The sequence below is a fragment of the Veillonella parvula genome (genome assembly GCF_040097785.1).
Lineage (GTDB): Bacteria > Bacillota > Negativicutes > Veillonellales > Veillonellaceae > Veillonella > Veillonella parvula_D.
Map to the genome: position 1 here is coordinate 392,688 of NZ_JBBNNS010000002.1, position 25,935 is coordinate 418,622.

Here is a 25,935-nt window from a genome sequence, read left to right on the forward strand (position 1 = left end):
GACTCTAAACACAACTACACTTGTACATATCAAGTGCATTTACTCAAACATTGATTAAATATATTAATTAAATATTCTTAACTTAATCATACACCTTCTATATAAATGTAAACAACTACTATATTTTTCTGACTCTCTATGTTCTAAATTAACTTACAAACACTATATGCTTTCACCAATATATTTACAAAAGATATCAAACAATATCTGTATAAAACAAAAAAGCTGATTCCGAAGAATCAGCTTTTTATATTTCATTGAATCGTTCAAATGAAGTTATTATGGAAATTAGATGCTTTCAACAGCAGCGATAGCCGCAACATCTACAACGTCTTGAGCGGAGCAACCGCGAGAAAGGTCATGGATAGGTTTAGCCAAACCTTGAATCAATGGACCAATAGCGTCAGCTCCAGCGAAGCGTTGAACCAATTTGTAACCAATATTAGCAGATTGAAGATCAGGGAAAATCAAGATGTTAGCTTTACCAGCTACATGAGAACCAGGAGCTTTCTTTTCTGCTACGGAAGGAACGATGGAAGCGTCCAATTGTAATTCGCCGTCGAATTTGAAGTCCACATTACGTTCTTTCAACATGTTAACAGCTTCTACTACTTTGTCTACTTCTGGAGTGGAAGCGGAACCTTTAGTGGAGAAGGACAACATGGATACGCGAGGATCAGCCATGCCAACAACTTTGCGAGCTTTTTCTACAGTGGATTCTGCAATATCAGCTAATTGTTCGCTAGTTGGGTTAGGCAATACGCCGCAGTCGGAGAAGATGAGCATGCCATCATCGCCATATTCTTTTTTATCTGTGAACATAACCATTGTGGAGGATACAGTTTTAAGACCTGGTTTAGTACCTACAACTTGTAATGCAGCGCGCAATACAGATGCAGTTGGAGTAGCAGAACCAGCAACCATGCCATCTACTGCGCCAAGACGAACAAGCATAGCGCCGAAGAATAAGCAGTCGCCTTTCATAGTTGCGTCAGCTTTTTCAGGAGTCATACCTTTTTTAGCGCGCAATTCTACGAATGTATCAACCATTTCTTGGTAACGATCGTAGTTAGCAGGATCGATGATTTCAGCGCCTTCGATAGAAACGCCAGCAGCTTTAGCCGCTTCAGCGATTTCAGCAGGATTACCTACTAATACAGGTGTGCAGAAACCTTCTTTTAAAATGATTTCAGTAGCTACCAAAACACGTTCATCTTGGTACTCTGGCAATACGATTTTTTTACCTAATGGTTTTACTTGGTTTTTCAAATTTTGAATTAAATCCACGATTTTTGCCTCCTTAACATTGGCATTACGCCATATCAATACTATTATTATAGCAAATTCAACCTATTGGTAAAAGTAAAAATTATTTCTTAACATATCATTCCTAGTATTATACTCTTTTTGTGAAAGTTGAAACTCATTCCAACTTTTCTCAATTTTAATTATCAACTTGGATTTCATTCCAACTTTTTATCATTTTAAATATAAGATTGGATTAGATTCCTAATTTTTTAATTTAAAACCTAACGCCTCAAATAAGTTTTATCTACGAACTACATACCAATAATTGAACTCTTTACACATACACGCTACAATAATAGAAACAAAATACGGATAGCCAAATGCCAATTTATATTCCTTATACACCCATTTAGGAGGGCTTATGGCAAATACTGAGACAACAATCAACGCCGTTATAAATCCAGAAAATAACGAAACGCCTATAGACATAGAGAAAACGATTAAAGCCTTGGAGCGAAATAAATTTGTAGTTCATTATTTTGAAACAGGCGCAGAAGCTATTTCCTATTTAAAAGGTCGTATTCAAAATAAACGTGTAGCCATCGGTGATTCTCACACCTTATTGGAGCTCAAGGTTCATGATGTCTTAGCCCAGGTCAACGATGATATAACAGATATTCAACGTCCCCTTCCTGGTGAAAGCTTCCGCGACACCGCATTGCGCACCATGGGACGTGATGTATTTCTCACCTCTGTAAATGCTCTTGCTCAAACGGGGGAAATGGTCAATATCGATGGTACGGGTAATCGTGTTGCCGCCTCACTCTTTGGCTCTCAAGAGGTATTTTTTGTGCTAGGCATCAACAAAATCACACCAGATTTAGCTTCCGCCATCTATCGTGCACGGAATGTGGCCGCTCCGCTCAATAGCAAAAAGAACAAAAAGAGCTCTCTCAATCCATGTTCTAGATTAGAAGAAAAATGCTATGACTGTGGTTCTCCAGATCGTATATGCAATGCATTAACGATTTACTATAAAAAGATGCGCAATATGCAAACCATGGAAGTCATCATCATTAATGAATCTTTAGGCTTCTAATAGCTTGAGGTCCATTCAAAAAATCTTGTACACTCATTTCTCCGAGTCCGTATACAACCCGATAAATTGTAGACCACCTCGGATCGATAGAACCACTTTCAAGATCACTAATATAAGATTGGGCTAGACCAGATTTATCTGCTAATTGATACTGGGTCATTCCCAATTGTCTGCGCCAAAGTAAAATCAATACGCCAAGTTTATGAATTTCTTGTCGAACTTGTAAGTCTTGACAACATACGATAGGATTCATGCCAACCTCTATCTACTTTCTCCCTCAACACATACTTATGCCTTTACTATACGGCTAGGCTCAGTCAGTGCCTAGTAGTAGTTGAAATGCAATAACACAAAAGCCTTAACAAAAACTAATGTCTAAATTAGTTTAGTTAAGGCTTTTTACTATGTAGATTACGTTTCGTAGGATTTCATCATTTCGTGGAATTTTAGTATATATAAAAATTATTATCATTAAAAATACAGTGAATAAATCAAAAAATACAGGTATTATCTATATATTACCATTTCTATACAGCATTCATACATTATGCATATACTTGATTTATAAAATCACCTAGTTCTATTAATACTACAAGAAGACTATACGATGTATAGTAAATACGCAATATTGTTAACATACATTGAGAAATAATAAGTCTATTAACAATACAAAAGGACTATACGGTTCAACTGTATAGTCCTTTCTATGTATTTATATAAGATTATTGAGTAATGCTTTCTTGTGCTTTTTTGATTTCCATGTATTTAACCATGCCATCAACAGCTTTTTTAGCTTCACGCATCGCTAATACTACAGTAGCTGGTTTATGTACAACGTCACCGCCTGCAAATACGCCTTTACGGTTAGTCATGCCATAAGGATCTTCTGCAGTAATGATGTAACCTTTTTCGTCTACTTGTAGGTTATTACCTTCCCCAACAAGACGAGCATTTGGTTTATGACCTGCAGCGATAATGATTTTATCTACAGGCATTACTTGGAAGTTACCAGTGCCGTGGATACCTGCACCATCTTCGTTAAGTGCCATCACTTCGTATTTAAAGCCTTCTACCTTATCTTTACCTTCTACGCCTACTGGAGAAGCGAACCATTGGAATTGAACACCTTCAGCGCGCGCTTCTTCGTATTCAGATAACAAAGCTGGCATTTGCTCTTGGCTACGGCGGTATGCTACAGTTACCGCTTTACAACCTAAACGCACGCATGTACGAGCTGCATCCATCGCTACGTTACCACCACCGATGATAATTACGCGATCGCCTTTTTTAACAGGAATTTGTTCTTCATCAAGCTCGCCATTTTCTACCAATTGTACATTCGTCAACAAATACATTGCTTGGAATACGCCATGCACTTCATCGTTTTCCATGCGCACTTCTTGAGGAATATGCGTACCAGTACCGATAAAGATAGAGTCAAAACCTTCAGCAAAGAGATCATCCAAAGTTTTATCTTGACCGATAAATGTATTGCATACGAATTTAACGCCTAAGCCTTCAAGACGAGCGATTTCACGACGTACAACGGCTTTAGACAAACGGAATTCTGGAATACCGAATAAGAGTACCCCACCTGGTTCAGATTGGCCTTCAAATACAGTTACATCATAACCAAGTTTAGCTATATCACCGGCTACGGACAAGCCTGCAGGGCCGGAACCTACGACAGCAACCTTACCAAGATCTTGTTTGATTTTCTTAGGTTTGCGAAGTTCATTGATGCTTTCAAAATCAGCAGCAAAGCGTTCCAATTTACCGATATTAATAGGCGGTTTTTTCGCCTTATTCATGATACAGTTGCCTTCACATTGATTTTCACGTGGGCATACGCGACCACAGATGGATGGTAAGTTTGTGCGTTCCGCCAAAATATCATTGGCCTCACCAAAGTTACCGCGTGCGATGGCTTGAATGAAACGAGGAATTTCGTTCTCAATAGGACAACCCATTTTACACAATGGTTTCGGACAATTTAGACAACGTTTCGCCTCCGCGAGCGCTTCCTCCATCGTATAATCCGCATCAAAATGTAGTGGTTTTAATTCGTTACTCATGGCACATGCCTCCTAACAAGGATCCAGTATACTATACTTACAGCGTTGCATGCACCTAAGCATTCCGATGAGCCCTCTCACATAGGGACGCCGCCACATGCTGCTAACATTTATCTTTTGTAACCATTCGATAGACGTGTGGTCACTGGTCAGACTCACACTATTCTATAGTATATTCTAAATTGTGAAAGTCCCAACAGTCAAGCAAATATAGCACCTTTTGTATACGAATATAGCCCCTATTCATGCAAGGATTGCATAGATTTTATACAAGTCCATTTACATATAATAGGATGCATGTATACTGATAATAGATACAGTAATAAGAATTAGAGATACACCTTACAGAATAGAAATATCTATTTCGTAATTGAATATATACATACATATAAGAATTAAAGATATAAAAGCCAAGGTATATCCTTATATGAGGTTTCTTATGAACACAGCAGAATTCACTAGCAAATACTATATAGACCGCCGCGGTTCTCATTCCCGAAAATGGGACGGTGAGCATTTAAAATTCAGTCGCACCGACCTATTACCATTATGGGTGGCAGATATGGACTTTATGCCACCTCAGTGCATCCAAAATGCCATCTGTAACTATGTGAAAGCCAATCCGTTAGGTTATACTATGACAAATCCAAATTATATAGAGGCTGTTATAAGCTGGTATAAACGCCGTCACCATTGTAAGCTTCAAGAAGAATGGCTTACAAGCGCCCCCAATGTAATTACTGGTATTATGTGGTGTATTGGGGCTTTCACAAAACCAAACGATTCCATCGCCGTTCTAAGTCCTGTATACGGCGCCTTTGATACGAGCGCCAGCGATGCACAACGTCAAATCATCGCTGTTCCCATGATGCGTAACAAAGATAATCGCTACACCGTGGATTACGATGCATTTGAAAAGGCTATCACCGAACATGATGTGAAGCTGTTCATTCACTGCAACCCACACAATCCTGTGGGGCATGTGTGGACGGAAGAGGAGATGGACCGATTATTTAGTATCTGCCAACAGCATAATGTGCTCATCATAAGTGATGAAATCCATCAAGATCTCATCACAGGACCAACAGCCTTTACATCAGCCTTAACCGTAAAGAACGGAGCCTATGCAGATAACATGATTGCCATGTCCTCCTTGTCCAAGTCATTCAATATGGCTAGCTTGCACCACGCAGAGGTTATCATTCCTAACGAAAAGCTACGAAGCCAATTCAACGCCTATAAAGCTCATGTATACCATACGGACTCAGACGTTATTGCCGAAACTGCCATCACAGCAGCCTACACTCACCCAGAGGCCGAAGCATGGTTAACAGATGTACTGGCCATGGTTCGTGAAAACTATGAATATCTATGCCGAGAGCTTTGTACGGCATTACCAAAAATCCGCATCAGCCCTATGGATGGCACCTATTTAGCGTGGATTGACTTTAGTGCCTATGTAAAGCCCGAAGATATGCACGACCTATTCGAAAACAAATGCCGCCTCGCACCAAGCTTTGGCGAATGGTTCGGAGGTGAAAGCTACGCAACCTTTGTACGTCTTAACTTAGCTACAAGCCTAGAAAATATAAAAAGCGCTACCCACAGCATTATTAGAAATATTTAATATATCAGCCATATTAAGCATAATAATTGTATTTAATCATACTATCCCCTACACAACCTTAGTACATACAGGGATGTATGTGCGGTAAACTATAAGGTATGCAAAAAGGCTGCTCTACCATCAAATCGTGTAGAGCAGCCTCTTTTCTATACATGTCTTACTTTTCTATATATGTCTCATATATGTTACCTATTCAGGTTACCACATATATAGGGTCTTATTTAGTTCTAGCGAAATGATCTTTTGCAAATTGCATGTCTTGTACGAGTTCCAATGTACCAATATAGTTATTGTTTTGATCACGAACAGCCATGTAATTGACATAGAACGGACGACCTTGTTTTTCAAGCCATACCGCCACATTATCGCGTTCCCCTTTGCGGAAGGATTCAATAATACCGCGTACGATAGGCTCTATCTTTGGAGGATGGCAAGAGTATACATCGCGACCGATAGCTGTAGTAGGGCGTTTAAAGACCTTTTCACCATCGTTGAAGTAACGGTTAATGTCTTCGTGGTCAACGAAGGTTACTTCCATTGGCATTGTATTAAGCATGGCATTTAATTGATCCACAGTTAAGCTACCACCTATTAGAGCAATAGTATTATCATCGCCACTTGCTTTTGTTATTTGTGTAGCTAATGCGGCTTCAGCCTCTGTCCAAATAGTGCGTTTTACCCCAAGGATTTCTTCATACTGCGCTGTATCTTTGTAAATTTGATACCACTCTTCAGTACTAAAGTTCTCTGCACAGATTGGGAACAAAATATTTTGCTCTTTGTAGATCATCTCTTGAGCACGTGTGAGAAGACCATCAAACTCTTCGTACCAAGCATCATCAATAGACTTAGCACGAGCTAGACGACCAAAGCCATCGCGAATATCGTCATCAACAGTCCACATAACCATGGATGGACCAGAAATATCATAGGCTACTTTCAAATGAGGATATAAAAGGTCTCCCTTCTTAGCGTAGTGAATAGACACTTGGCGCACTTCGTTCACATCATCTACCGTAGCAGTCTTATCGGCCACCTTAACCTTTGTAGCTTCAATCAATGCATCGAGAGCCTTGTTTTCTTCTGTTAATCGATTGAGTGGATGACCTACTGTTTCGACTAGCGTTACTACGCTTTGACTTTTTTCTTGTGCTTCTAGTACAGCCTCAACCTTAGCGTGTTCAGACTCCATTTGTTCATGGATAGTGGAGCCGTGGAACAAGGCAGAGTGAAGGTCACATAATTGTTGAACCTCTGCTAGTGGTGTGCCTTCACGCATAAGGCCTTGTTCAGCTTTCATGATTTCACTAGCCTCAACATGGGCGAATTGACTAGCAAAGTCTTCACGAACCGCACCAAGGTCTTCACCTGTGCCTAAACGTTTCAAGAAGCCTTTGAGCTGCTCTACTCGTTCGCTATCTTGAACTGTATCTTCAGCCTTAGTTTCGGAATCTTCATCAGTATTAGCTGTCGCTGTAGTAGATACTGGTTCACTGTTTTCTACTGCATTTGCTACAACTGTACTAGATGCTACGTTAGCAGATGTATCCGTAACATTAGACTTTGTAGCCGTTGCAGTAGGCGCTACGCCAGGATGACCCGCAGTTTCCGCATCATCACCAGATAGATTTGGCATTTCACCTTCTAAGGTAAAGCCAGCTTTCATGAAAGCGCCCACGATATCGATCATGGATACGCCTTTCATCTTAGCCCCTTTCGGGATGGTCATGATTTTACCAACAGAGTTCAACATCACCTTGTTTGTGATTTCGCTGAACCCTAATTCTTTCATAATATCTGCTACTTCAGGATATTCTTTTACCAAATCATATACAGATTTGGATAGATCTAATTTCTTTTCCATTTTGAGCCCCTCATGTCAAAATCTTTATAAAATACTTACTAATATTAATGAGCCCCTATACGTAAAAATCTCGCATATAAGGCTATCTATTTACTGTAAAAGGTCTATATATAATGACCTATGAATCTATGATAAACGATATCGATTAGAAAATCTGTATCCGTGGCAATACTTTTGAAAGTAATTCAAAAATTTTCAAAATATTATGTAACTCTTTACCAAGAAAATAAATTATACGTTCAAAAACAGTAAAAAAAGATAAAAATAACGGATAGATGATTATCCATCCCGGCTCATACATGAAGGGAGACACATCAACTATCCGTTATATATTTAAATTACTTGTCTATTACTATTACTGTTTCTGTTTCTGTTTCTGTTTCTGTTTCTGTTTCTGTTTCTGTTTCTGTTTCTGTTTCTGTTTCTGTTTCTGTTTCTGTTTCTGTTTCTGTTTCTGTTTCTGTTTCTGTTTCTGTTTCTGTTTCTAACAAGTGTACCACTTAATCATGATGTGGTTTCAATGCTTTTTCGTAATTTTCAGAAACTTTGTCCCAGTTAATAACTCGGAAGAATTCCTTGATATAGTCTGGGCGACGGTTTTGGTAGTGCAAATAGTATGCATGTTCCCAAACGTCCAAACATAAAATTGCTTTTTTACCTTCCAATAGAGGGTTGTCTTGGTTCGCAGAGGATGTCACTTCTAGCTTGCCATCTTTGTTAACTACAAGCCAAGCCCACCCGGAGCCAAAGCGTGTAGCTGCCGCAGTAGAGAAGCTTTCAACAAAAGCATCGTAGCCACCAAGTTCAGCGTCGATAGCCTCTTTCAAAGGACCTTGCAATTTAGAAGTATCTGGTTTTGTCATGATTTCCCAGAACATGGTATGGTTCTTGTGACCGCCACCATTGTTGATAACTGCTTGACGGATATCTTTAGGCACATTAGCAATATCGCCGAGAATGCAGTCTACACAACCATACGGAAGATCAGGATATTTCGCGATGGCAGCGTTCAAATTATTAACATATGCTTGATGATGCTTATCATGATGCAATTTCATTGTTTCTGTATCGATAACAGGTTCAAGGTAATCATACGCATACGGTAATGGTGCGAGTTCGAAAGGTTTCATAGTAGTCCTCCTTAAATTTAGGGCATAGAACAATGCTAACTGTTTCGTATCATCGTTCTTGTGAAAGCGATTCGATGCACCTGCATCGGTAATATAGAATCAATCTACTAGCATAGCATATATACTTCAAGAAGAGACTGATTATCCTAACGTAACCAGAAGTTAGGATATAATATTTCAGCTAACAAATTGATATGAATTATCATTCTTTATCTAATTGTACACATTATATAGAAAAACGTCAATATAAAAGACGAACATAAAAGGCCATAGGAACTCCTACAGCCTTTAATTAGTTAATTATTATGTGACTTTTGATCAGCAATATCACATAACTTTATATAAATTTGATCCACAAGTTAGTCAATGATGCACTGACACATTTTCATAGTTGTTAATGCCGCTTGATGGGACTCCTCTGTTACGCCAGCACAACAGCTCGAATCAATGTGAATAGGAATCTCTGGCAAGCCTGCTTTCAACATAATCGCATTGGAAACAACGCAAATATCTGTGCATAATCCGATGAGCGTAATAGACTCAATAGGATTTACCCTATCCATGCCCTCTAACCGAGTGAGCAGCTCAAAAGAAGCAAAGTTTGGTTTATCTACAAATGATACAGGGCTCATAATTGATCGACCTTCTGCAGCCTCAATCAAGCCATCCACAATATGCCAGCCCTCGGTATTTTTAACGCAATGTGGCACTGGTAAAAGCTTTCCTTCTTGGTGTTCCAAGTAATCTCTATCATGCGTGTCACGCGTAAAGATGATAGGACCATCAAAGCTTTCAATTTTCTTACGTACATTATCTACGATTAACTGTGCTTGCGATGAACCAAGGGCACCATCTACAAAATCATTTTGCATATCGATAACTACTAGAACCTTTTGCATAGCTCCTCCTGTATATAGCTACAAAACAAAGTACTTATTTCCAATCAATATTATTTATACTCTTTATTCTTTATAACATCAATAGTATCTACCAACTCTATAAATTGTTATCAAGTTGTTGTGAAAGTGTCATCAAATTGTTGTGAAAGTGTTATCAATTAGTCATCGAAGCCCACCTCATACTTTATCGACAAGTAGATATATGACGGACTTCTATTCTTCTACTATAGCATGTTGCACGCGATTTGGTTCATTATGTGCTAGTTTCCCTGCCGCTGCTGCCGCTACAGCACCTACTAAATCATCAAGGAATGTATTACAGCGTCCCCCTTCTTCGCTATCTAGCTTTTTGATGATACCTGGCTTCACCTTGTCTAAATAGCCATAGTTTGTAAAGCCAATAGACCCATATAAATTAACGATGGAAAAGGCTAAAATTTCATCAATCCCATACAGGCTTTCATCATTAGCAACAATACGTTGCAATGGTTGAGATAGTTTATTCTGCTCCGTTAACTTATCAAGCTCTATGCCCGTAATAATCGCATTATGCACCTCACGCTTAGATAGTACAGAAGCCACACTTGTGCGACACTCTTCCAGTTTTAAATTCGGCATATACGGTTTTTGTACGTAAAAAACAAGCTCTGCAATGTCCTCTAATGTGACACCCCGTTCAGCGAGAAGCTCGTAAGTATATTTCTCTAAATCTTTTGTAGCCTCCATAAGTCCTCCTTTATCCTTTCTTCAGATTGTTATCAGATAACATGACAATACTAACGGGAATCGTTACAACGAGCGCTTCATCAGTATCAACATGCTTAGTATTCCAAGCCGCCTCTTTAGCAGCCTCCTCAAAAATTGGGTACGCTTCACGATCTAGCTTCCAATTATTAGGACCCGCTTCAACAGCTACAATATTGCCCTTATCGTCCGTCTTAATCTCTATAGGAACGATTAATGTTCCGTCTGCACTCGTTTCAAAAGCCTCTGGTGGAATGATTACGTTATAAGAAATCTGTTGTTGCAATTCATAATTACGCTTGTCCGCAGGCTTTAAATCTGCAGCTAGAGAACTAATAGGACTCATCATAGATACTAATAAGGCCAATAAAATAACACGGTTAACCATAGTTTCCTCTCATCTAAAAACTCTCTTACTATATGCATTATAAGTTGATTATACCACGAAAAAATCCCTACCGAATTTTTATCGGTAGGGATTCCTTAGATTAGATTTTCTTAACCATTTCAGATTTCAATGCCATCGCACCGAAGCCATCAATTTTACAATCGATATCGTGACCATCGCTTGCATCGGTGATGAGGCGAATATTTTTTACACGCGTACCTTGTTTCAATACGCCCGCTCCTTTTACTTTGAGGTCTTTTACAACAACAACTGTATCGCCATCAGCGAGCTCGTTGCCATTAGCATCGCGAATGATACCCGCTTCAGCTGCAGCTTGTGCATCAGCCGCTGTCCATTCGTTGCCACACATAGGGCAGATAAACATATGGCCGTCTTCGTATGTGTACTCATCGCCACACTTAGGGCAGTTAGGTAAATTTGCCATTTAGATCTCCTTTTTCACTACATAATGAAAGTATTATACCATACCTTGGAAACCGAGCTCTATATTGATATGATGACCACTGGCTTCATATTAATACAATGGCTATATAATATCTACAATACAAAACTACTCAATCTCATTTTTCTTTACTAAAGTTTCATATAACTTCAATTTATCTTCAAGATTGTTCTTATAGCCTTCCAATCGTTTGATTTCAGCCTCAATAAACCGATAGTGTTCCTGCAACAGTATCATTCTTTCACGGGCCGTATGAGCTCCGGCATACCGCAAGTCCGCATATCGCTTGATGTTCACAAGCGGCATCCCCATGTCTTTCAAGCGTTTAACAAACTGTACAAAACCCACGTCCTCCGCATGGTAATTGCGAATGCCGTTCTGTCGCTCGATGTGAAGGAACCCCTGATCCTCATAATATCGCAATGTAGAAATAGACAGTCCTACCAATTTTGAAAATTCACCGATTTTCATACTTTCACCACCTTGACCTCAAGTATACTCGAGCATATATCATACGTCTAGACGGAGGTAATAATTATGAAAGAAACACGTTTTAACATCGGTATGAACACATTGAAACAAATTGACGGACTGCACGGCGAGGAGGTGTATAACACAATTCAAGAGATTTCACCGGCCATAGCCGCTTTATTGGTCGAGCTATTCGGCGACATCTACACGCGCCCCAACTTGAATTTCAAGGAACGGGAACTGATTACACTCGCATCCCTCTTAACGCTGGGTGGTTGCGAGGCTCAACTGAAAGTACACACTAATGCGGCACTCAACGTCGGTATTGCGCCCGAGCAAATCGTAGAGGTCTGCACCCACTGCATCCCCTATGCAGGATTTCCACGCGTACTGAATGCACTATTTACGGTGAAAGCAGTCTTTGAAGAACGAAACGTACTATAATTAAGGAACGACGGCAACAAAAATAGAGGATCCCGACGGACCCTCTCAACAGCATTATTATATTATGTACATTACACGACGCATCCAGATTGACGATATACGACAATCTCATTATAATGTAATAAAGAGATAGTCGACGAGTGGTTCCGTCAGGCTCATCCCAAAACATTATAAGACATGCAAAAATGGCCTTTCGTTTTCAGCTACCAGTTGGTAACGAAGGGCTATTTGTCGTTATTACGACAAATCAGCACTATCAATGCGCCAAAGGAAATAACGACAGTTAAAATCCCGAGGACAATCATAATGACTTCATAAGCATTCATAGGCTTTCACCCCCTTCAAAGAAAAAGGGTGTCCCAACCTCGTTCGACTATCTTACGTTTATTATAAACCGAACTTATGTTCTATGCAATAAAAATCTATTAATAAATATTAGTCTATTTATAACTAATAAAAGGGAGACTCTTGATAGAGTCTCCCTTTTATTTGTGTACAAGTTGTACGAAATTAATCCATATTTTTCAATCAATATTTTCTGCTATATACTAATAACGAAAGAGCCATTAACGTGAGTTGGGTTCATCTCCGTCTTTTGAGGGAGGTGACATTATGACTGTATACGAAGCATTATCATTAATGATTTTATTCGCTACCCTCGTAGTGTTAATTCTTAAGAAATAATCAATATATTGATTATAAAATAAGATAAACCTAACGTTTAAGACTAAGTACGGCAATACTTAGACACGTTAGGTTTATCAAATTCACAATTTCTTTGATGAGCCTAACGCCTAGAACACGTTAATTGGCTCTTTTGTACTTATAGTATAGTCTGAATTCTAAAGACTGTCAATTTACTATCCAAGTCGTTTACGCAAAATCGCATAGAGTATCATGCTAATAATAACGCTCATAACAGCTTGAATAGTATTAGTTAAAATACTTGCAATGGCTACGCCTGGGTCGAATACAAAGTATTCGGCGATAAAGTAGCCTGCTACGATAACAATACCGCCTACGATAGTTGCTACCAAGGCAGAGGTAGTTGTCTTATTGTTATAGACAGTACCGACAAGATAGCCTTCAATGCCTTTCACCACGAAGGTGATAGGTACAAAGACTGCATAGCCGAGAAATAAATCAGCTAGCGCCGGACCGATAGCACCAATATAGGCGCCATATTTTCGACCTAATAATAGAGCTGACGTCATAATAACGACATCTCCTACATTGAAATAGCCGCGAATGCCAGGTACTGGAATTTTCGTGTACATGGTAAACAATGTTGCGAGGGCAATCAATACGGCTGTGAGTACTAACGCAGACGTAGTACTGCGGGTTTGAACGTGTTGCATAGCGTCCTCCTTATAAAGAAAAATAGATATGCGATAAAATACACCGCATATCTATACTATATACCTTTATAACAACACCCGCAAACAGAAGGAATTAATAATACACTCTTCCCAACATTTATCGTTATTTACGTTTAGAATAGGTGCTCTTCACTAGACTTTAACTTAATATAGCTACCATTTTACTATACAGATTCTCTCAACCTGACGATGATTAACAAGAAAGGAACTAGCCATGAATATTTTAATCATTTACACCTATCCTAATCATCAAAGTTTTAATGACGCTATTCTGAAAGTAGTGCAACAGAATCTTTCAAAAGACCACAATGTGAACACCTTGGATTTATATGAGGAGCAGTTCGATCCTATATTACGATTTGATGACACGCACAAACGTCGAGATTTAAGCACTGTACCGGACATGGAAAAGTATCGTAACTTAATTACTTGGGCAGACCATATCGTCTTTATCTACCCAATTTGGTGGAGCGGTATGCCGGCAATGCTCAAAGGCTTTATCGATCGCGTGTTTACAGCGGGCTTTGCCTATTCATACGGAAAACGAGGACTTATAGGTCATTTACAGGGAAAATCCGCCTGGATCATCACCACCCACAATACTCCCGCCTTTTTGACGCCGTTTATTCAGGACTATGGCAAGGTATTGAAAAATCAAGTTCTGAAATCCTGTGGCATTAAACCGGTTACACATACCCAGTTGGCTGGCACAGAAAACAGCTCAGACGAAAAACGCCGGCGCTTCTTAGACAAAATCGCTAATATCGCCGGCAGTATTTAACATTTCTAGTATACTATGATTTTTTACCAAAGATTACTTGGTTACCAAAATCACAAATAAATTTTCATTAGACTGCTTACAGTTTGCTCTAAGTCAAAAACAAGCTGTATACGAAAACCTTCCCAATTACATAGATATTACTCTTCAAATCTCTCTTCTACATTGTAGAGAACCTCGCAGTCACAACCGCCACCTTCGTTGACGATCCAGTCTAATACGATTTCTACATCTACCTTTTGTTTTTCCAAGAATTCTCTAGTGAAAGTCAAACTATGATCGCAACCGTCATTTTCCTCTAATTTCTCGTCTACATAATCAAAGAGATTCCAAAACAACTCTTCATCCATAGGTAAACTATCTTTAAACGATTGTCTCTGCTTATCTGCATATGCTTTTAACAATTCCTTTTTACGTGCTTTATCCATGATAATAATTTCCTTTTATGAACTTAGCAAATCGATACAAGCACGTTCCCATTAGCGTCTAGTACTTGTTTGTAGAAACGTTTCATTTGCTCGAAATCATGAAGAAGTTCGTCTTTGATTTCCTCCTCTTCCTCATCGTAATCCCAAATATCTGGATATAGCTCAGCCTCTTTGCAAGCTGCCATATCAAAAGATTCAAGAGCCTCTTCCATATCAAACTGCTCTAGAGCCGCCACGATATCTGCTAACTTATCGTGTTCCGTATACGCTAAGTAATCCGATAGTTCTTCAACAGCTGTTATGCCAAGCACAGCTTGGCTAAGAGGATTCTTATCGTCCTTATGGTCAGTGCCTACGCCAGTTAGCACAAAGTGAAGTACATCCCACATTTTATCGATATCAAGCAATAATTCATCATCGTCATTCCACTCTTCAACGCTTTCAAGAATTTCCTCTTCTTCTGAGCCCATGGCTTTAATTTCTTTTAAATTCGCATCGCTTAAACAGCTATAATTTGCAATTAGTCCCATAGCCCATAACCTCCTAATCCTGTAATCTCAGTAGATATGTAATAATCTGCTATCCCCTTAGATATTTAGTACTCTATCTCTCATTTAGTACTCTATCTCTGTCAGTAAGTCTAGTAAATTAGCTTCTCCTTCATGAGATTTATCTAATAACGGAATAGCTAGTAAAAGCACTTGCAGTGAGTAGTAATAAAAGCTAAAGAATAAATCATCAGGAAATACGTCTTCTTCCTCATATCTAAGAACATCTTCGTCTTCATCGTATTCTTCAGACCAAAGGTATTCTTCGTTAAGCATATCCACAAAATGAGGTAATGGATCTGCATGCTCTAGCACGAGACCATCTCGGATGCACTCAGCAATCACAGTAAATAGGTCTACCAATTGTTCTGCTAAATAATGAGCTACTTCATTCTGAGTTCTCTCTTCTAGGGCTTTCTTAAAAATACGAAGCAAGAAAATCATAGCAAATGGTGTAGCATGCCACAATGTCGATTGGTGCTCAATATTCATTGCTAACGCCTCACCAGCCGCATCAACAGCATCAATACTTTTCATGCTCCACAACACATCAAGCTCTGTAGGAAAATCTGTGGCACGACCGTAAGTTGTGGTTAACCGATGCCACGGTATATCACTGACTTTCACAGTTTCTATATATTGTTTCGTCACAGTATCCATTATAGTTATACCTTTAGCATTATATATACGCCCACCTATTAATGCGTTTACCCCATAATTATTTCTGAATAACCTTTTTCACCAGTTCATAGGTGTCTATGAGACGCAGTTTTCCTATCCTAGGATTATCTGTAATCTCCTCATAAATATCTTCCAACGTGCCTGCTGGTGCTAGTTTCCACAATTTACACGGATATAGTTCGACGTTCCCTATGATTTCTAAATCGTCTAGCAATAGGCCTAGGTCTTTATGATTAAACCAACAATCTGTATCGATACCGAAATTTGTATTATCTTTCCGGCAGGCGATTTTACTATTTAAAAACTGCTCCATTGTAGGTTTTTCTTCTTGTAAAAGTCGCGTACAGGCTAAATGATATTCGATTTTCCGCGGTGATTGATCCACGTCAGATACAAAGACGGCACCATAGTCGTTTTCAAACTTAACAGCTAATACGTCGCCCACCTTAAAATGAGTTTCTCTCCTCGTTTTAGATTTACGAACCTTAATAGGCTTTGGATTTTCACTTTGTAGCTGTACTGCTAACTTATCTAATACCTTTTGGCGCTGTTTAAGTGCCTTACTATCAATGTCTAGCCAAAACTCATGAGGGCCCTGAGCGATTATGTCTAAGGTTTTCTCTTTGATATCCTCAGACAGATGCCCTATCTTCCATAAAGAATAGGCCACCGCAGTCCAATAAATTTCTGTGTAAAACTCATCAGTACAAAAATTTTGTTCCTCACCTAAGATTTCAGAAATTATAGTATCGACACTGATACCATCCTTGTACCGCTCAACAATAGCATTATAAATATCATGACCGTCATCGCTGTCTATGATCTTTACTCCATCAATTGCCATACGATTCTCCTATTACAACACAAAACCTCTTGAAACACTCTTTTATTGCTGATTATTTTCCCATTTTACATATTAAAAGAATAGACCTTCATAAGCCGTAATACTACCATCTTCTTCATGGTAAAAGCCTTGGTATACAGGTTCTCGATGTGCCGCATCGTAAAACTTTTGCAGTACAGCAGCCAAGTTTGCTTCAGAAGGCATGCCTAGCGCCTTAACAACTGTTTCCCATTCGTCCATTTCTGTATAAGATGTAATTTGAGCATATCGCTCCTTAGCATACGATTCAAGAATTCCTACATCCGTATATTGGCTAGAGTCACAATAGTCATGCCAGCAAATGCTATACACCAATAAACAAATTAAATCGTCTATACTTTCAGCTATGCGACCGCATTCACCTTCGCTACTCATATATCCAATTGATCCATCCTCTAGTTGATGATATTCACCGCCTGCACCATCACGAGCAAAGGCTACTCCATCCACGGAAAAGGTACATCGCCCCTCTACCTCATCACGTTTTGTAGGTTCATCAAGCAGAAAGAAATCAAATAGTGCATCAAAATCTGCTGCCAAGTTAGAATCTTCATGTAATATTTTTAAATAATCCATATTGTTACCTCTTATAGATTCGTCTATTCTCTCTATTTCATCTCTTATTTTCTCGTAATTCTAACAACGCAGAAACCTCGCTCATACTGAGATTAAACATGTTGCTTTCTAAATCAATAGGTACAAAATAATAACAAACTATATCTGCACCAAACTCATCTTCTAGCTTTAGCCATTCTGTCCCTGAAAGCACGGTAAATCCGAGCGTATCATCGCCAAGGCTTTCAGCAAACCAGCGCACCTCATAATCAGGTTTAACGAAGTCGTTGAAATATTTGATAGTCACATCCCGGTCTTTCTCATCACCGTAGGGAATTAGCAATTTTTTATTGCCCTTTTGTAGTACAATATCGTCACCATACTGCTTTCCATTGCTAACGGTTTGAATGTCGATAGGCTCATCCATCATGTCATTAAAATAGTTCACCACACCTTCGTCATCCTCGCGCCAGTCAATCCAGATGATAGCTTCGGAATCAAATAAATCATCTAAATCCATATCATGACTAAAGAAATCTTTGACTAATTTATACATATCTTCCATAGTCTCTCTCCTGCATATCACTTATATTTTTAGGTAGAATACAACACCAGTATCACCACTTTAAAACAACTCTATAAGGTTTCGTATATCACATCTTGTTGAGCCGTAAAGTTTTCATCAAAAGGAACCAAAACATATAGATGTCCTGCTGGAGATTCTCCCACATCATAGCCTAGTGCAAATGCATCGTAACAACCTGATTTATCCAGCATTATATCCGTTAGCGTTAGTACAACAGACTCTTCTTGCGGTATTCCCTTTTGTATGAGCCTCTTCGCCAGTTGGTCTAATTCATCTAATTGAACATATAATTGCTCCCATATTGATAGTGAAAGTACATCATCTTCAGTATAACCGGTACAACTAATATTAAGTTTTTTAAAGGCTTGTCCTACATTCTCTAAACGATTAGTACCCAATCGGCGAGATACAAAGTAAACACCATAAGGTTCTTCAGACCAGCTTTCAACATTCCATAATGTCATTAATTCCGATTTTCTCATTAGGACTCTCCATTAATTGATTATCCTGCAATATCTGCATCAATAGGGTTCCCATCCGCATCAATATGGACTATGATACAGTGCCCCCAGAAAATATCATCGTCGTCATAATATACCTCTATAGTGCCATCGTTGCGAAACGCCAATTCGCCCATCATAATACGCTTGGCAAATACGTCTGATGTAATCGGATCTTGGTCATCATTGTCGAGCCAATCATTAGCAAGGTCTAGCAATTTTTCACTAATATAGGTACTAATTCGTTGTTCAAATGCTTTGAAATTATCGATTGTATTGAAAGCAGCCAATGCTACGGTGCAGCTTTCATCAGAGCCCTCATCCACATCAAGGGTGAATGCATAATCATCAATTCTCGCTGTGTAATATTGATACTCTCGATTTAACAGGAAGTCACCCTTGTCGGTATGAAGGTATTTAGGAGTTTTCAAATACGCCGACAACGCCTCTAGCTCGCTATGTTTAGCATGTTCCTCTAACACCTCAAGCACATAATAGCGATTATTCCAAGAAGGGCGCATGTAGCCCAAGTCCTCTATAGGTTTTGCTTTCTTAACTAACAATTTGTAAACACCATGGGGCTCAAAAGAATACCCCCAACCAGTGTCAAAACCTTCAATAATCCACGTCAAAATGCCTTCGCTACGGTCAAGCACGCCAGTTCGAGTATCTAAGATAGCATCGGTAGACACTAGTGGTCTATGGTACTTCTCTAAATAAGGACTAGCTCCATTCGCATCACTGCGCGGCAATGCATAGATTTCAAACTCTTCCGCTTCAAACTCTGCTTCATATTCTGGTAGACGTACAATACTCATATGACTCTCTCCTACATTATAATCACGCTACTCATCATAATTTCTGTTATATCATAAGCGTTCAGCTACATCGATTCTATGTAATAGTTCTTTCGCTAATTCTTGGGCTGTTTTGAATTCCTCATTTGAAAGCACCATGAGCACAAAGCTATCGGTTCCAATATCCATGCCTGCTAACGTATAGTTTTCCCATTTAGAATTAAGATCTGCACACCAGTCCATAATACATTGGTCTTCATCTAATGCTGCTGTATCAATAATTAGACCTTCACTAGTATCTAAAGACTTGTTACGTATTAACTTCTGTACATAATAAATAAAATCCTCTAGTTCACATTTACAGCTTAGCTCTACAGCATATCCTTTAGAGACTAGTTTCTCATAGAGGTTCCACCAGCTATCTTCTAATTCTTCCATGGAGCGCAACTTAGCCTTGGCCATAAACGATTTAGCTTGTTTAGCATCGCCTAGCAACAACGTTGCTAACTCTGTAAATGTCAGTTTCATCTGATCGATATCTAGATACGCTACTTCTACACATAAACTACAATCAGGTACTCTGCGTTTTTTCACAAAGGCCCGCATCATCTTCACTGCATCAGGATAACTTACATCAGCCATACGATACGTCTTACCATCTATGTCTAAGAATATATCTACTGCATCTGGTGTTTTTCCTACACGCACTTTCATCGCAGTGCAACCATCGATGGCATGAGGTGGATACAATTCTATATACATGAAAAATCCATCATGCATAGCCTTTAGGGTATTATCTATTCCTACTATATTAAAACCATTTCGATTATAATCAGGGCACCTCAAACGCCATTCTTCGTAATCATCAAATAGTTTTTCTTGAATCCAATTGTAAATACTCATATAGACTCTCCACTATACACTGTTGCTTCCATATAATTTTTAACTGAATATGTAACTAAATATGTAACTGAATATATATCTTAATTATATCATTATTAAGGAATACTTATCATAAAACTTATGTTTAATTAGCATATGAATAATTTTTGATAAAAGCAGGTTTTCAAACCTATTCTGCTCTATAGAAACGGTGTTTTAAATTTCAAAACCTAAAAAGAGCCAAGAATTAAATCTTGGCTCCTAAAAAGGCATAATACTAAAAAACATATGCTCATTAATTATTTTTTTGGTGCGCCTAACCGGAATCGAACCAGTGACACGCAGTTTAGGAAACTGCTGCTCTATCCTACTGAGCTATAGACGCATGTATACTTTATTATATCGTTTTTAATAAAGTATACGCAAGACATCCTTATTGTTGTAGGTATTGGTTATTTACTTGTTTTTGTTCTTCTGGGCTGAGGTTTTGGTAGCCTTTAGCTAATGCACTTACCCAAGATCCGTAAGCAGGGTTTGGGAATACCACAAAGGTAGTACCAAAGTCCTCTTTATGATTGTCGATGATGGCATTTCTTTCAGCTAGTGTCTTGCCTTTTGTGCCGATTGGGAAATCACCGGCGTTATCGCCCATATATACAATGACATAATATTTTTTAGCAATCATATCAAAGCGAGGTTGTTTATCAGAGTCTTTTTCGAATAGTAGTACATGGTCTTTATCGACAGAGGGGAATCCTAGTTCTTTAAAGTTCTGTATCGTTACATCAAGGTTTACAGGTGCGTAGCGGTTTGAAACATAGAAGATTTCTACCCCTTGTTTATGTACTTCATTTAGAAATTCAACAGCGCCAGGCATGGCTTGCGATTTTCCTTGATGTACGGCTTGACGCCACCAAGGAGCATCAAAACGGCCATTACCATTTACAATGCTTTCACCCATCAACTTGGTATTATCCACTACGGTTTCGTCCGCATCAAGAACGATAGCTAAAGGTTTTCTTTGATGAGATGGATCAGTAACGGCCATCTTAACCGCATTCATTGCCACATTATACCCTTGATACGCCAACGCTCTGTACTCTGCAGAGGTACGCATCCATAGCAAGCCCATCGTTTCAGTTTCGGCTTGGTACTGTTGCTTTTGCTTGAGGGCTTCCTGTGCCGCTACATCATTAGCTACTACATTATTAGTTACTGTATTATTTGTTGTAGCACTAACTCCATCATTCTTAACTGCTGTAATAGTAACAGGCTGAACTGGTTGAGCCTGCGTTACAACAGCAGCAGAAACAGGGCTATTTGTTTTTACCTTAGTTGGAGAATCCGCTTGTACCACAGGCCCCATACAAAGGCTTCCTCCAATACAAGCCACCGCCACATACCATGCCAAACTACTAGATTTCATAACTGCCTCCTATTCACATGTAACATTTCGTGTAAATTCAACACATCATATAATTCTACATAGTTATACTAAAATCCTTTTAAAATTTGTATATTTTTAACACAGCAAAAGAGCCCTTGCTACACATCTTTGATGATTCTTAACTTAGATGTGATTAGCAAAGGCCCCTTAAAGGGTTTTATTTGTTTATAAGATAATTGGTGTCAGTGTATAAAAATTTTGTGTGAATTTAGATTTTTTATAGATTTGTTTTTATATAAGTGTAAGAGAGTTATTAGTTAAGAAAGTTCTTTTCAATCGTTAGTATTATTTAGATAAACTATTTTAATGTTGCTTAAATAATATCTTTAGTCTTATTTCACATCACTAAAATCAATGTCCATGCCCAATGCTTTGGCAACGCCTTCACCATAAGCTGGATCGCATTGGTAACAATGTTTTGCATGACGTTCTTTGATAAAATCAGGTACGCCATTCATAGCTGCTGCGGTGTTATCAAATAAGACTTGTTGTTGTTCAGGGCTCATGAGGCGGAACAGTTTACCTGGTTGTGTAAAGAAGTCAGAGTCGTCTTCATAGAAGTCATATTGGTAGGCTGGGCCAGATACGTCGAGAGGAGGATTTTTGAATTCCGGTTGTTCAGCCCATTCACCAAAGCTATTTGGTGCGTAGCCAATTGTAGACCCATGGTTTCCATCTATACGTCCTTGACCATCGCGATGATAGATATTTACAGGACATTTAGCGGCATTAACAGGGATTTGATAATAATTTGCCCCTAGACGATAGCGTTGCGCATCCGCATAGGAGAACAAACGACCTTGTAGCATTCTGTCAGGAGAGAAAGAGATACCAGGAACGATAGTTGTTGGTGCAAATGCAGCTTGTTCTACATCTTGGAAATAATTTTCTGGGTTGCGGTTAAGTTCCATCACACCAACTTCGATTAATGGGAATTCGTCATGATACCATACTTTTGTTAAATCGAATGGATTGTATGGCATATTGTTAGCTTGTTCTTCGGTCATCACTTGGATGCATAATTTCCATTTAGGGAAATCGCCTCTTTCAATAGCCTCAAAGAGGTCACGTTGATGACTTTCACGGTCACTAGCTACCACATTAGCCGCCTCAGCGTCAGAAAGATTTTCAATCGGTTGTTGGCAAACCCAATGGAATTTAACCCATACGCGCTCATCGTTTTCGTTAATAAGACTGTATGTATGACTGCCAAAACCATGCATTGTGCGGTAGGATTTAGGAATACCACGGTCACTCATGACGATTGTTACTTGGTGGATCGCCTCTGGCAAGCTAGTCCAGAAATCCCAGTTTGCTGTCGCATCGCGAAGATTTGTTTTCGGATTCCGTTTTACAGCGCGGTTCAAATCAGGGAATTGCAATGGATCGCGGATAAAGAATACAGGTGTATTGTTACCTACGAGGTCCCAGTTTCCTTCTTCCGTATAAAATTTTACGGCAAAGCCACGAATGTCGCGTTCTGCATCGGCCGCACCACGCTCACCGGCAACGGTGGAGAAACGTACGAATAACGGCGTTTGCTTGCCTACTTCAGAGAAAATTTTTGCTTTCGTATATTTTGTAATATCGTTAGTTACTGTGAAAGTACCAAATGCACCGGATCCTTTAGCATGCATGCGGCGTTCAGGAATCACTTCGCGCTCAAAATGCGCTAATTTCTCCATGAGCCAAACATCTTGCATCAATACAGGACCACGTTTACCTGCTGTAGCAGAGTTGCGATTATCTGGTACGGGAGCGCCAAAGGCGGTTGTTAGTTTCTTTTCATTATTCATGTTACAAACTCCTACTTAGAGATCAAAATTAAAGTAATTTACTTTACATAATTTTTAAATCATATATCTCAATTACGATAAAATTATTAATGGATAATTATTATCCATTAACATGTAATTAGAATAGCACAAATTTTTTAACATAACAACCCTAAACCTTTATAAATTTTGTATACACGATATCATTTATAATTTTAAAATGAGAATTTCAATGTTATATATTTAAATTCTGTTAAGATATACCTACAAAAATACGCAAAACAAAAAACACCTTGTTTCTACTAACTTGTAGATCACAAGGTGTTTTCATTCAATTTATGCCGGACGACTCCAATCAACTTGTACGTCGATCGCTTCCCACATACGTGTTAAAGCTAACTTAAGATTATCCAAAGATTCTAATGGTTTTACGGTCAATCGTTCATACGTATCAAGACCTGTAGCATGCTCAATAGCATGTTCATTATTCAAGTAAGCGATTACCTTATCAACCCACTCTTGTTCAGGTAAATCTACGGACACTGTTTTTGTTTCTGTATCATAGGACAAGAAACCATTGCTGTTTACGCCATAATGAATGGCCACACGAAATAAACTCATATCTATACCTCTCTTGCGGTAATTTATTAACACTACACCCATATTGTAACACGAACAATTATATTAGCGAAAGTATTCAATATAATCTTTATAAGTCCTTTTTGACGGTCTTTTTAGGTCCTTCAATAGATGGGTGTGTATCTGCAATTGTAGACCGATTAGCCTCTTTAGTTGAGACTACATCAACATTAATAGACTCCCCATCCTCTTGATCAGGCTGTGCATCCACTGCCGCTTTCAACTCTGACCGTTTTCTGCGTATTCCATTGTCTCCGTGAAAGCGTTGCCATAACGCCCCACTCATGACAGCGGTTTCACCAAATTTAGACTCTAAGGAGTCTAACACACTAGATAGCTTATCCTCTATTTTATCCTGTGGGGATTCAAAGAGACTGTCCTGCATAGGAACCTCCTCATCGAGACCACTCACAGTAAGGCCTAATAAACGGATAGGACCAGGCGGATCCATAAAAGTAATCTCACTAGAACTACTATATTTAGAAGTACTATATTTAGAACCAATATGGTTAGAACGATTATCTTTAGAACTACTATATCTAAAATCAGTAGATTTCACTTTCATAGTTGCCCCTAGTGCTTCTACGTCTTTCTTTGTACCTTTCGGATTCTTACTCATTTTATCTTGCATGAGCTTATTCCACAAGAGCAGCGCAGTTTCAAAAAATACATGCTCATGATCTGACGGCGTATCTAGCCGCTTCTGCCGTGATACGGTGGTAAAATCATCATACCGAACCTTGATAGATACAGTATGTCCATAAAGGCTACGTCTCCGAAGCCGTTTCGATAAACGGTTTGCAAAGTACCTAAATTCTAATTCAATAGCACGGCCTTCTGTGAGATCTTCTTCATAGGTTTCCTCAGCGCCAATCGATTGTGTCTTTCGGTCTGTTTCAACAGGTCTATCATCGATACCATTCGCGAGTTCCCATATGCGCTTTGCCTGATTTCCAACAAGAGGAATTAAAGTGCTTTCATCAGGCAAAGACTGAATATGACGTATCAGATGAAAGCCACCGGCTTTCAAAATTTTCTCTGTCCGAGGACCAACACCCCAAATACGTTTAATCGGCAAAGGAGCCAGCACCTCTTTTTCACGACCATATGGGATGACTACAAGGCCATCAGGTTTATCTAAATCAGAAGCCAATTTAGCAAGAAATTTATTGGGTGCTAAGCCTGCAGAAATAATAAGTCCTGTTTTCTCGAATACACGATCTTTAATGGCTCGCCCTAGCGCTTTAGGGCCACTATACATGGTAGACATGCCACTCACTTCAAGAAAAGCTTCATCAATAGATAGAGGCTCAATGTAAGGGGTAAATTCGTTCATAATGGAAAAAATTTGGTTCGACACCTCTTTATAGCGATCCATTCGAGGATATACATAGATCCCATCAGGACAGAGTTTCTTAGCCCTCGAGATTGGCATCGCAGAGTGAACACCAAATTTTCGGGCCTCATAGGAACAGGTAGCTACGACACCACGTGAAGAAAGACCACCCACGATTACGGGGTGGCCTTTATACTCTGGATGATCCAGTTGTTCTATGGACGCGAAGAATGCATCCATATCAACATGCATAATCCAACGTCTCATTG

30 protein-coding genes and 1 tRNA gene are annotated in these 25,935 nt (G+C 39.0%); 5 read left to right on the forward strand and 26 right to left on the reverse strand.

Annotated elements, in window-relative coordinates:
- Positions 1-288: 288 nt before the first annotated feature.
- Positions 289-1,287 carry a phosphate acetyltransferase gene (gene pta / locus AAA071_RS05845; protein WP_004698157.1) on the reverse strand — a complete coding sequence of 333 codons (999 nt, stop codon included), beginning with the start codon at positions 1,285-1,287 and terminating at the stop codon, positions 289-291.
- Positions 1,288-1,669: 382 nt separating this feature from the next.
- Between pta and AAA071_RS05850 the strand changes: the two genes are divergently transcribed.
- Positions 1,670-2,347, forward strand: coding sequence for a lactate utilization protein (locus AAA071_RS05850; RefSeq protein ID WP_004698255.1), 678 nt, complete (start codon positions 1,670-1,672; stop codon positions 2,345-2,347).
- Here AAA071_RS05850 and AAA071_RS05855 read toward each other — a convergent pair.
- Together AAA071_RS05855 and AAA071_RS05860 are read right to left on the reverse strand one after the other, a co-directional pair.
- Positions 2,325-2,600: a helix-turn-helix domain-containing protein gene (locus AAA071_RS05855; protein ID WP_004698196.1), complete on the reverse strand. Its 276-nt coding sequence runs from the start codon at positions 2,598-2,600 to the stop codon at positions 2,325-2,327. The genes AAA071_RS05850 and AAA071_RS05855 overlap by 23 nt on opposite strands.
- A 469-nt stretch (positions 2,601-3,069) precedes the next feature.
- A complete protein-coding gene (locus AAA071_RS05860) occupies positions 3,070-4,422 on the reverse strand; it encodes an NAD(P)-dependent oxidoreductase (protein WP_195213355.1) in 1,353 nt (450 codons plus the stop codon).
- A gap of 439 nt (positions 4,423-4,861) precedes the next feature.
- On the opposite strand from AAA071_RS05860, the gene AAA071_RS05865 reads away from it, so the two are divergent.
- Positions 4,862-6,049, forward strand: a complete 1,188-nt coding sequence (locus AAA071_RS05865; RefSeq protein WP_004698128.1) for a MalY/PatB family protein — start codon at positions 4,862-4,864, stop codon at positions 6,047-6,049.
- A gap of 217 nt (positions 6,050-6,266) precedes the next feature.
- On the opposite strand, the gene AAA071_RS05870 is transcribed toward AAA071_RS05865, so the two are convergent.
- The 8 genes from AAA071_RS05870 to AAA071_RS05905 all read right to left on the reverse strand — a co-directional run bounded on the left by AAA071_RS05870 (position 6,267) and on the right by AAA071_RS05905 (position 12,008).
- Positions 6,267-7,913 carry a DUF438 domain-containing protein gene (locus tag AAA071_RS05870; protein WP_302131929.1) on the reverse strand — a complete coding sequence of 549 codons (1,647 nt, stop codon included), beginning with the start codon at positions 7,911-7,913 and terminating at the stop codon, positions 6,267-6,269.
- Positions 7,914-8,251: 338 nt separating this feature from the next.
- Positions 8,252-8,404 (reverse strand): hypothetical protein, encoded by a 153-nt coding sequence (locus AAA071_RS05875; protein WP_349234079.1) that lies wholly within the window; start codon positions 8,402-8,404, stop codon positions 8,252-8,254.
- A 9-nt stretch (positions 8,405-8,413) separates the two neighbouring features.
- Positions 8,414-9,043, reverse strand: coding sequence for a superoxide dismutase (locus tag AAA071_RS05880; protein ID WP_008714722.1), 630 nt, complete (start codon positions 9,041-9,043; stop codon positions 8,414-8,416).
- Between the two features lie 359 nt (positions 9,044-9,402).
- On the reverse strand, positions 9,403-9,942 hold the full coding sequence (locus AAA071_RS05885) for a cysteine hydrolase family protein (protein WP_004698113.1): 540 nt from the start codon (positions 9,940-9,942) through the stop codon (positions 9,403-9,405).
- Positions 9,943-10,155: 213 nt separating this feature from the next.
- On the reverse strand, positions 10,156-10,668 hold the full coding sequence (locus AAA071_RS05890; protein WP_058948278.1) for a phosphatidylglycerophosphatase A family protein: 513 nt from the start codon (positions 10,666-10,668) through the stop codon (positions 10,156-10,158).
- A 10-nt stretch (positions 10,669-10,678) separates the two neighbouring features.
- On the reverse strand, positions 10,679-11,074 hold the full coding sequence (locus tag AAA071_RS05895; protein WP_021148731.1) for a hypothetical protein: 396 nt from the start codon (positions 11,072-11,074) through the stop codon (positions 10,679-10,681).
- 100 nt (positions 11,075-11,174) lie between these two features.
- Positions 11,175-11,519 (reverse strand): zinc ribbon domain-containing protein YjdM, encoded by a 345-nt coding sequence (locus AAA071_RS05900; protein ID WP_004698208.1) that lies wholly within the window; start codon positions 11,517-11,519, stop codon positions 11,175-11,177.
- Positions 11,520-11,645: 126 nt separating this feature from the next.
- The gene (locus AAA071_RS05905) at positions 11,646-12,008 is read right to left on the reverse strand and encodes a MerR family transcriptional regulator (protein ID WP_008714715.1); all 363 of its coding nucleotides are present in this window, start codon (positions 12,006-12,008) and stop codon (positions 11,646-11,648) included.
- Between the two features lie 66 nt (positions 12,009-12,074).
- Here AAA071_RS05905 and AAA071_RS05910 point away from each other — a divergent pair, with 66 nt between their 5' ends.
- Together AAA071_RS05910 and AAA071_RS09520 are read left to right on the forward strand one after the other, a co-directional pair.
- On the forward strand, positions 12,075-12,452 hold the full coding sequence (locus tag AAA071_RS05910) for a carboxymuconolactone decarboxylase family protein (RefSeq protein WP_008714713.1): 378 nt from the start codon (positions 12,075-12,077) through the stop codon (positions 12,450-12,452).
- A gap of 612 nt (positions 12,453-13,064) precedes the next feature.
- Positions 13,065-13,136 carry a putative holin-like toxin gene (locus AAA071_RS09520; RefSeq protein WP_219565824.1) on the forward strand — a complete coding sequence of 24 codons (72 nt, stop codon included), beginning with the start codon at positions 13,065-13,067 and terminating at the stop codon, positions 13,134-13,136.
- A gap of 176 nt (positions 13,137-13,312) precedes the next feature.
- Here the strand turns inward: AAA071_RS09520 and AAA071_RS05915 are convergent, their stop codons facing one another.
- On the reverse strand, positions 13,313-13,810 hold the full coding sequence (locus AAA071_RS05915) for an ECF transporter S component (protein ID WP_024062721.1): 498 nt from the start codon (positions 13,808-13,810) through the stop codon (positions 13,313-13,315).
- Positions 13,811-14,045: 235 nt separating this feature from the next.
- Here AAA071_RS05915 and AAA071_RS05920 point away from each other — a divergent pair, with 235 nt between their 5' ends.
- Positions 14,046-14,612 (forward strand): NAD(P)H-dependent oxidoreductase, encoded by a 567-nt coding sequence (locus tag AAA071_RS05920; protein WP_004698115.1) that lies wholly within the window; start codon positions 14,046-14,048, stop codon positions 14,610-14,612.
- 137 nt (positions 14,613-14,749) lie between these two features.
- On the opposite strand, the gene AAA071_RS05925 is transcribed toward AAA071_RS05920, so the two are convergent.
- From AAA071_RS05925 to dinB, 14 genes are all read right to left on the reverse strand, one after another.
- Entirely contained in the window at positions 14,750-15,037 is a 288-nt protein-coding gene (locus AAA071_RS05925) for a DUF2695 domain-containing protein (RefSeq protein ID WP_004698173.1), read from the reverse strand.
- Positions 15,038-15,060: 23 nt separating this feature from the next.
- Positions 15,061-15,567 (reverse strand): YfbM family protein, encoded by a 507-nt coding sequence (locus tag AAA071_RS05930; protein ID WP_004698303.1) that lies wholly within the window; start codon positions 15,565-15,567, stop codon positions 15,061-15,063.
- An 84-nt stretch (positions 15,568-15,651) separates the two neighbouring features.
- Positions 15,652-16,245 (reverse strand): hypothetical protein, encoded by a 594-nt coding sequence (locus tag AAA071_RS05935; RefSeq protein ID WP_118091220.1) that lies wholly within the window; start codon positions 16,243-16,245, stop codon positions 15,652-15,654.
- Between the two features lie 58 nt (positions 16,246-16,303).
- A complete protein-coding gene (locus tag AAA071_RS05940; protein WP_004698310.1) occupies positions 16,304-17,110 on the reverse strand; it encodes a hypothetical protein in 807 nt (268 codons plus the stop codon).
- 72 nt (positions 17,111-17,182) lie between these two features.
- Positions 17,183-17,725, reverse strand: a complete 543-nt coding sequence (locus AAA071_RS05945) for a hypothetical protein (protein WP_008602078.1) — start codon at positions 17,723-17,725, stop codon at positions 17,183-17,185.
- Between the two features lie 37 nt (positions 17,726-17,762).
- A complete protein-coding gene (locus tag AAA071_RS05950; protein WP_039965197.1) occupies positions 17,763-18,269 on the reverse strand; it encodes a hypothetical protein in 507 nt (168 codons plus the stop codon).
- A gap of 71 nt (positions 18,270-18,340) precedes the next feature.
- Positions 18,341-18,772: a hypothetical protein gene (locus AAA071_RS05955; RefSeq protein WP_021148738.1), complete on the reverse strand. Its 432-nt coding sequence runs from the start codon at positions 18,770-18,772 to the stop codon at positions 18,341-18,343.
- Between the two features lie 20 nt (positions 18,773-18,792).
- Positions 18,793-19,608, reverse strand: coding sequence for a DUF2262 domain-containing protein (locus tag AAA071_RS05960; RefSeq protein WP_156697334.1), 816 nt, complete (start codon positions 19,606-19,608; stop codon positions 18,793-18,795).
- Between the two features lie 51 nt (positions 19,609-19,659).
- Positions 19,660-20,490: a DUF6630 family protein gene (locus AAA071_RS05965; protein WP_195213360.1), complete on the reverse strand. Its 831-nt coding sequence runs from the start codon at positions 20,488-20,490 to the stop codon at positions 19,660-19,662.
- 287 nt (positions 20,491-20,777) lie between these two features.
- Positions 20,778-20,854 (reverse strand) — tRNA-Arg (locus AAA071_RS05970).
- A 48-nt stretch (positions 20,855-20,902) separates the two neighbouring features.
- Positions 20,903-21,895, reverse strand: coding sequence for a 5'-nucleotidase, lipoprotein e(P4) family (locus tag AAA071_RS05975; RefSeq protein ID WP_195213361.1), 993 nt, complete (start codon positions 21,893-21,895; stop codon positions 20,903-20,905).
- Between the two features lie 353 nt (positions 21,896-22,248).
- On the reverse strand, positions 22,249-23,712 hold the full coding sequence (locus AAA071_RS05980; protein WP_195213362.1) for a catalase: 1,464 nt from the start codon (positions 23,710-23,712) through the stop codon (positions 22,249-22,251).
- Between the two features lie 315 nt (positions 23,713-24,027).
- Positions 24,028-24,312, reverse strand: coding sequence for a hypothetical protein (locus AAA071_RS05985; RefSeq protein ID WP_004694573.1), 285 nt, complete (start codon positions 24,310-24,312; stop codon positions 24,028-24,030).
- Positions 24,313-24,400: 88 nt separating this feature from the next.
- Complete coding sequence (gene dinB / locus AAA071_RS05990; RefSeq protein ID WP_349234080.1) at positions 24,401-25,933, reverse strand: DNA polymerase IV; 1,533 nt, start codon at positions 25,931-25,933, stop codon at positions 24,401-24,403.
- Positions 25,934-25,935 lie beyond the last annotated feature (2 nt).

Coding starts and splice junctions, on each gene's coding strand:
- AAA071_RS05850 (WP_004698255.1), top strand. CDS start 1,670: ATGGCAAATACTGAGACAACAATCAACGCCGTTATAAATCCAGAAAAT.
- AAA071_RS05855 (WP_004698196.1), bottom strand. CDS start 2,600: ATGAATCCTATCGTATGTTGTCAAGACTTACAAGTTCGACAAGAAATT.
- AAA071_RS05860 (WP_195213355.1), bottom strand. CDS start 4,422: ATGAGTAACGAATTAAAACCACTACATTTTGATGCGGATTATACGATG.
- AAA071_RS05865 (WP_004698128.1), top strand. CDS start 4,862: ATGAACACAGCAGAATTCACTAGCAAATACTATATAGACCGCCGCGGT.
- AAA071_RS05870 (WP_302131929.1), bottom strand. CDS start 7,913: ATGGAAAAGAAATTAGATCTATCCAAATCTGTATATGATTTGGTAAAA.
- AAA071_RS05880 (WP_008714722.1), bottom strand. CDS start 9,043: ATGAAACCTTTCGAACTCGCACCATTACCGTATGCGTATGATTACCTT.
- AAA071_RS05885 (WP_004698113.1), bottom strand. CDS start 9,942: ATGCAAAAGGTTCTAGTAGTTATCGATATGCAAAATGATTTTGTAGAT.
- AAA071_RS05890 (WP_058948278.1), bottom strand. CDS start 10,668: ATGGAGGCTACAAAAGATTTAGAGAAATATACTTACGAGCTTCTCGCT.
- AAA071_RS05895 (WP_021148731.1), bottom strand. CDS start 11,074: ATGGTTAACCGTGTTATTTTATTGGCCTTATTAGTATCTATGATGAGT.
- AAA071_RS05900 (WP_004698208.1), bottom strand. CDS start 11,519: ATGGCAAATTTACCTAACTGCCCTAAGTGTGGCGATGAGTACACATAC.
- AAA071_RS05905 (WP_008714715.1), bottom strand. CDS start 12,008: ATGAAAATCGGTGAATTTTCAAAATTGGTAGGACTGTCTATTTCTACA.
- AAA071_RS05910 (WP_008714713.1), top strand. CDS start 12,075: ATGAAAGAAACACGTTTTAACATCGGTATGAACACATTGAAACAAATT.
- AAA071_RS05915 (WP_024062721.1), bottom strand. CDS start 13,810: ATGCAACACGTTCAAACCCGCAGTACTACGTCTGCGTTAGTACTCACA.
- AAA071_RS05920 (WP_004698115.1), top strand. CDS start 14,046: ATGAATATTTTAATCATTTACACCTATCCTAATCATCAAAGTTTTAAT.
- AAA071_RS05925 (WP_004698173.1), bottom strand. CDS start 15,037: ATGGATAAAGCACGTAAAAAGGAATTGTTAAAAGCATATGCAGATAAG.
- AAA071_RS05930 (WP_004698303.1), bottom strand. CDS start 15,567: ATGGGACTAATTGCAAATTATAGCTGTTTAAGCGATGCGAATTTAAAA.
- AAA071_RS05935 (WP_118091220.1), bottom strand. CDS start 16,245: ATGGATACTGTGACGAAACAATATATAGAAACTGTGAAAGTCAGTGAT.
- AAA071_RS05940 (WP_004698310.1), bottom strand. CDS start 17,110: ATGGCAATTGATGGAGTAAAGATCATAGACAGCGATGACGGTCATGAT.
- AAA071_RS05945 (WP_008602078.1), bottom strand. CDS start 17,725: ATGGATTATTTAAAAATATTACATGAAGATTCTAACTTGGCAGCAGAT.
- AAA071_RS05950 (WP_039965197.1), bottom strand. CDS start 18,269: ATGGAAGATATGTATAAATTAGTCAAAGATTTCTTTAGTCATGATATG.
- AAA071_RS05955 (WP_021148738.1), bottom strand. CDS start 18,772: ATGAGAAAATCGGAATTAATGACATTATGGAATGTTGAAAGCTGGTCT.
- AAA071_RS05960 (WP_156697334.1), bottom strand. CDS start 19,608: ATGAGTATTGTACGTCTACCAGAATATGAAGCAGAGTTTGAAGCGGAA.
- AAA071_RS05965 (WP_195213360.1), bottom strand. CDS start 20,490: ATGAGTATTTACAATTGGATTCAAGAAAAACTATTTGATGATTACGAA.
- AAA071_RS05975 (WP_195213361.1), bottom strand. CDS start 21,895: ATGAAATCTAGTAGTTTGGCATGGTATGTGGCGGTGGCTTGTATTGGA.
- AAA071_RS05980 (WP_195213362.1), bottom strand. CDS start 23,712: ATGAATAATGAAAAGAAACTAACAACCGCCTTTGGCGCTCCCGTACCA.
- AAA071_RS05985 (WP_004694573.1), bottom strand. CDS start 24,312: ATGAGTTTATTTCGTGTGGCCATTCATTATGGCGTAAACAGCAATGGT.
- dinB (WP_349234080.1), bottom strand. CDS start 25,933: ATGAGACGTTGGATTATGCATGTTGATATGGATGCATTCTTCGCGTCC.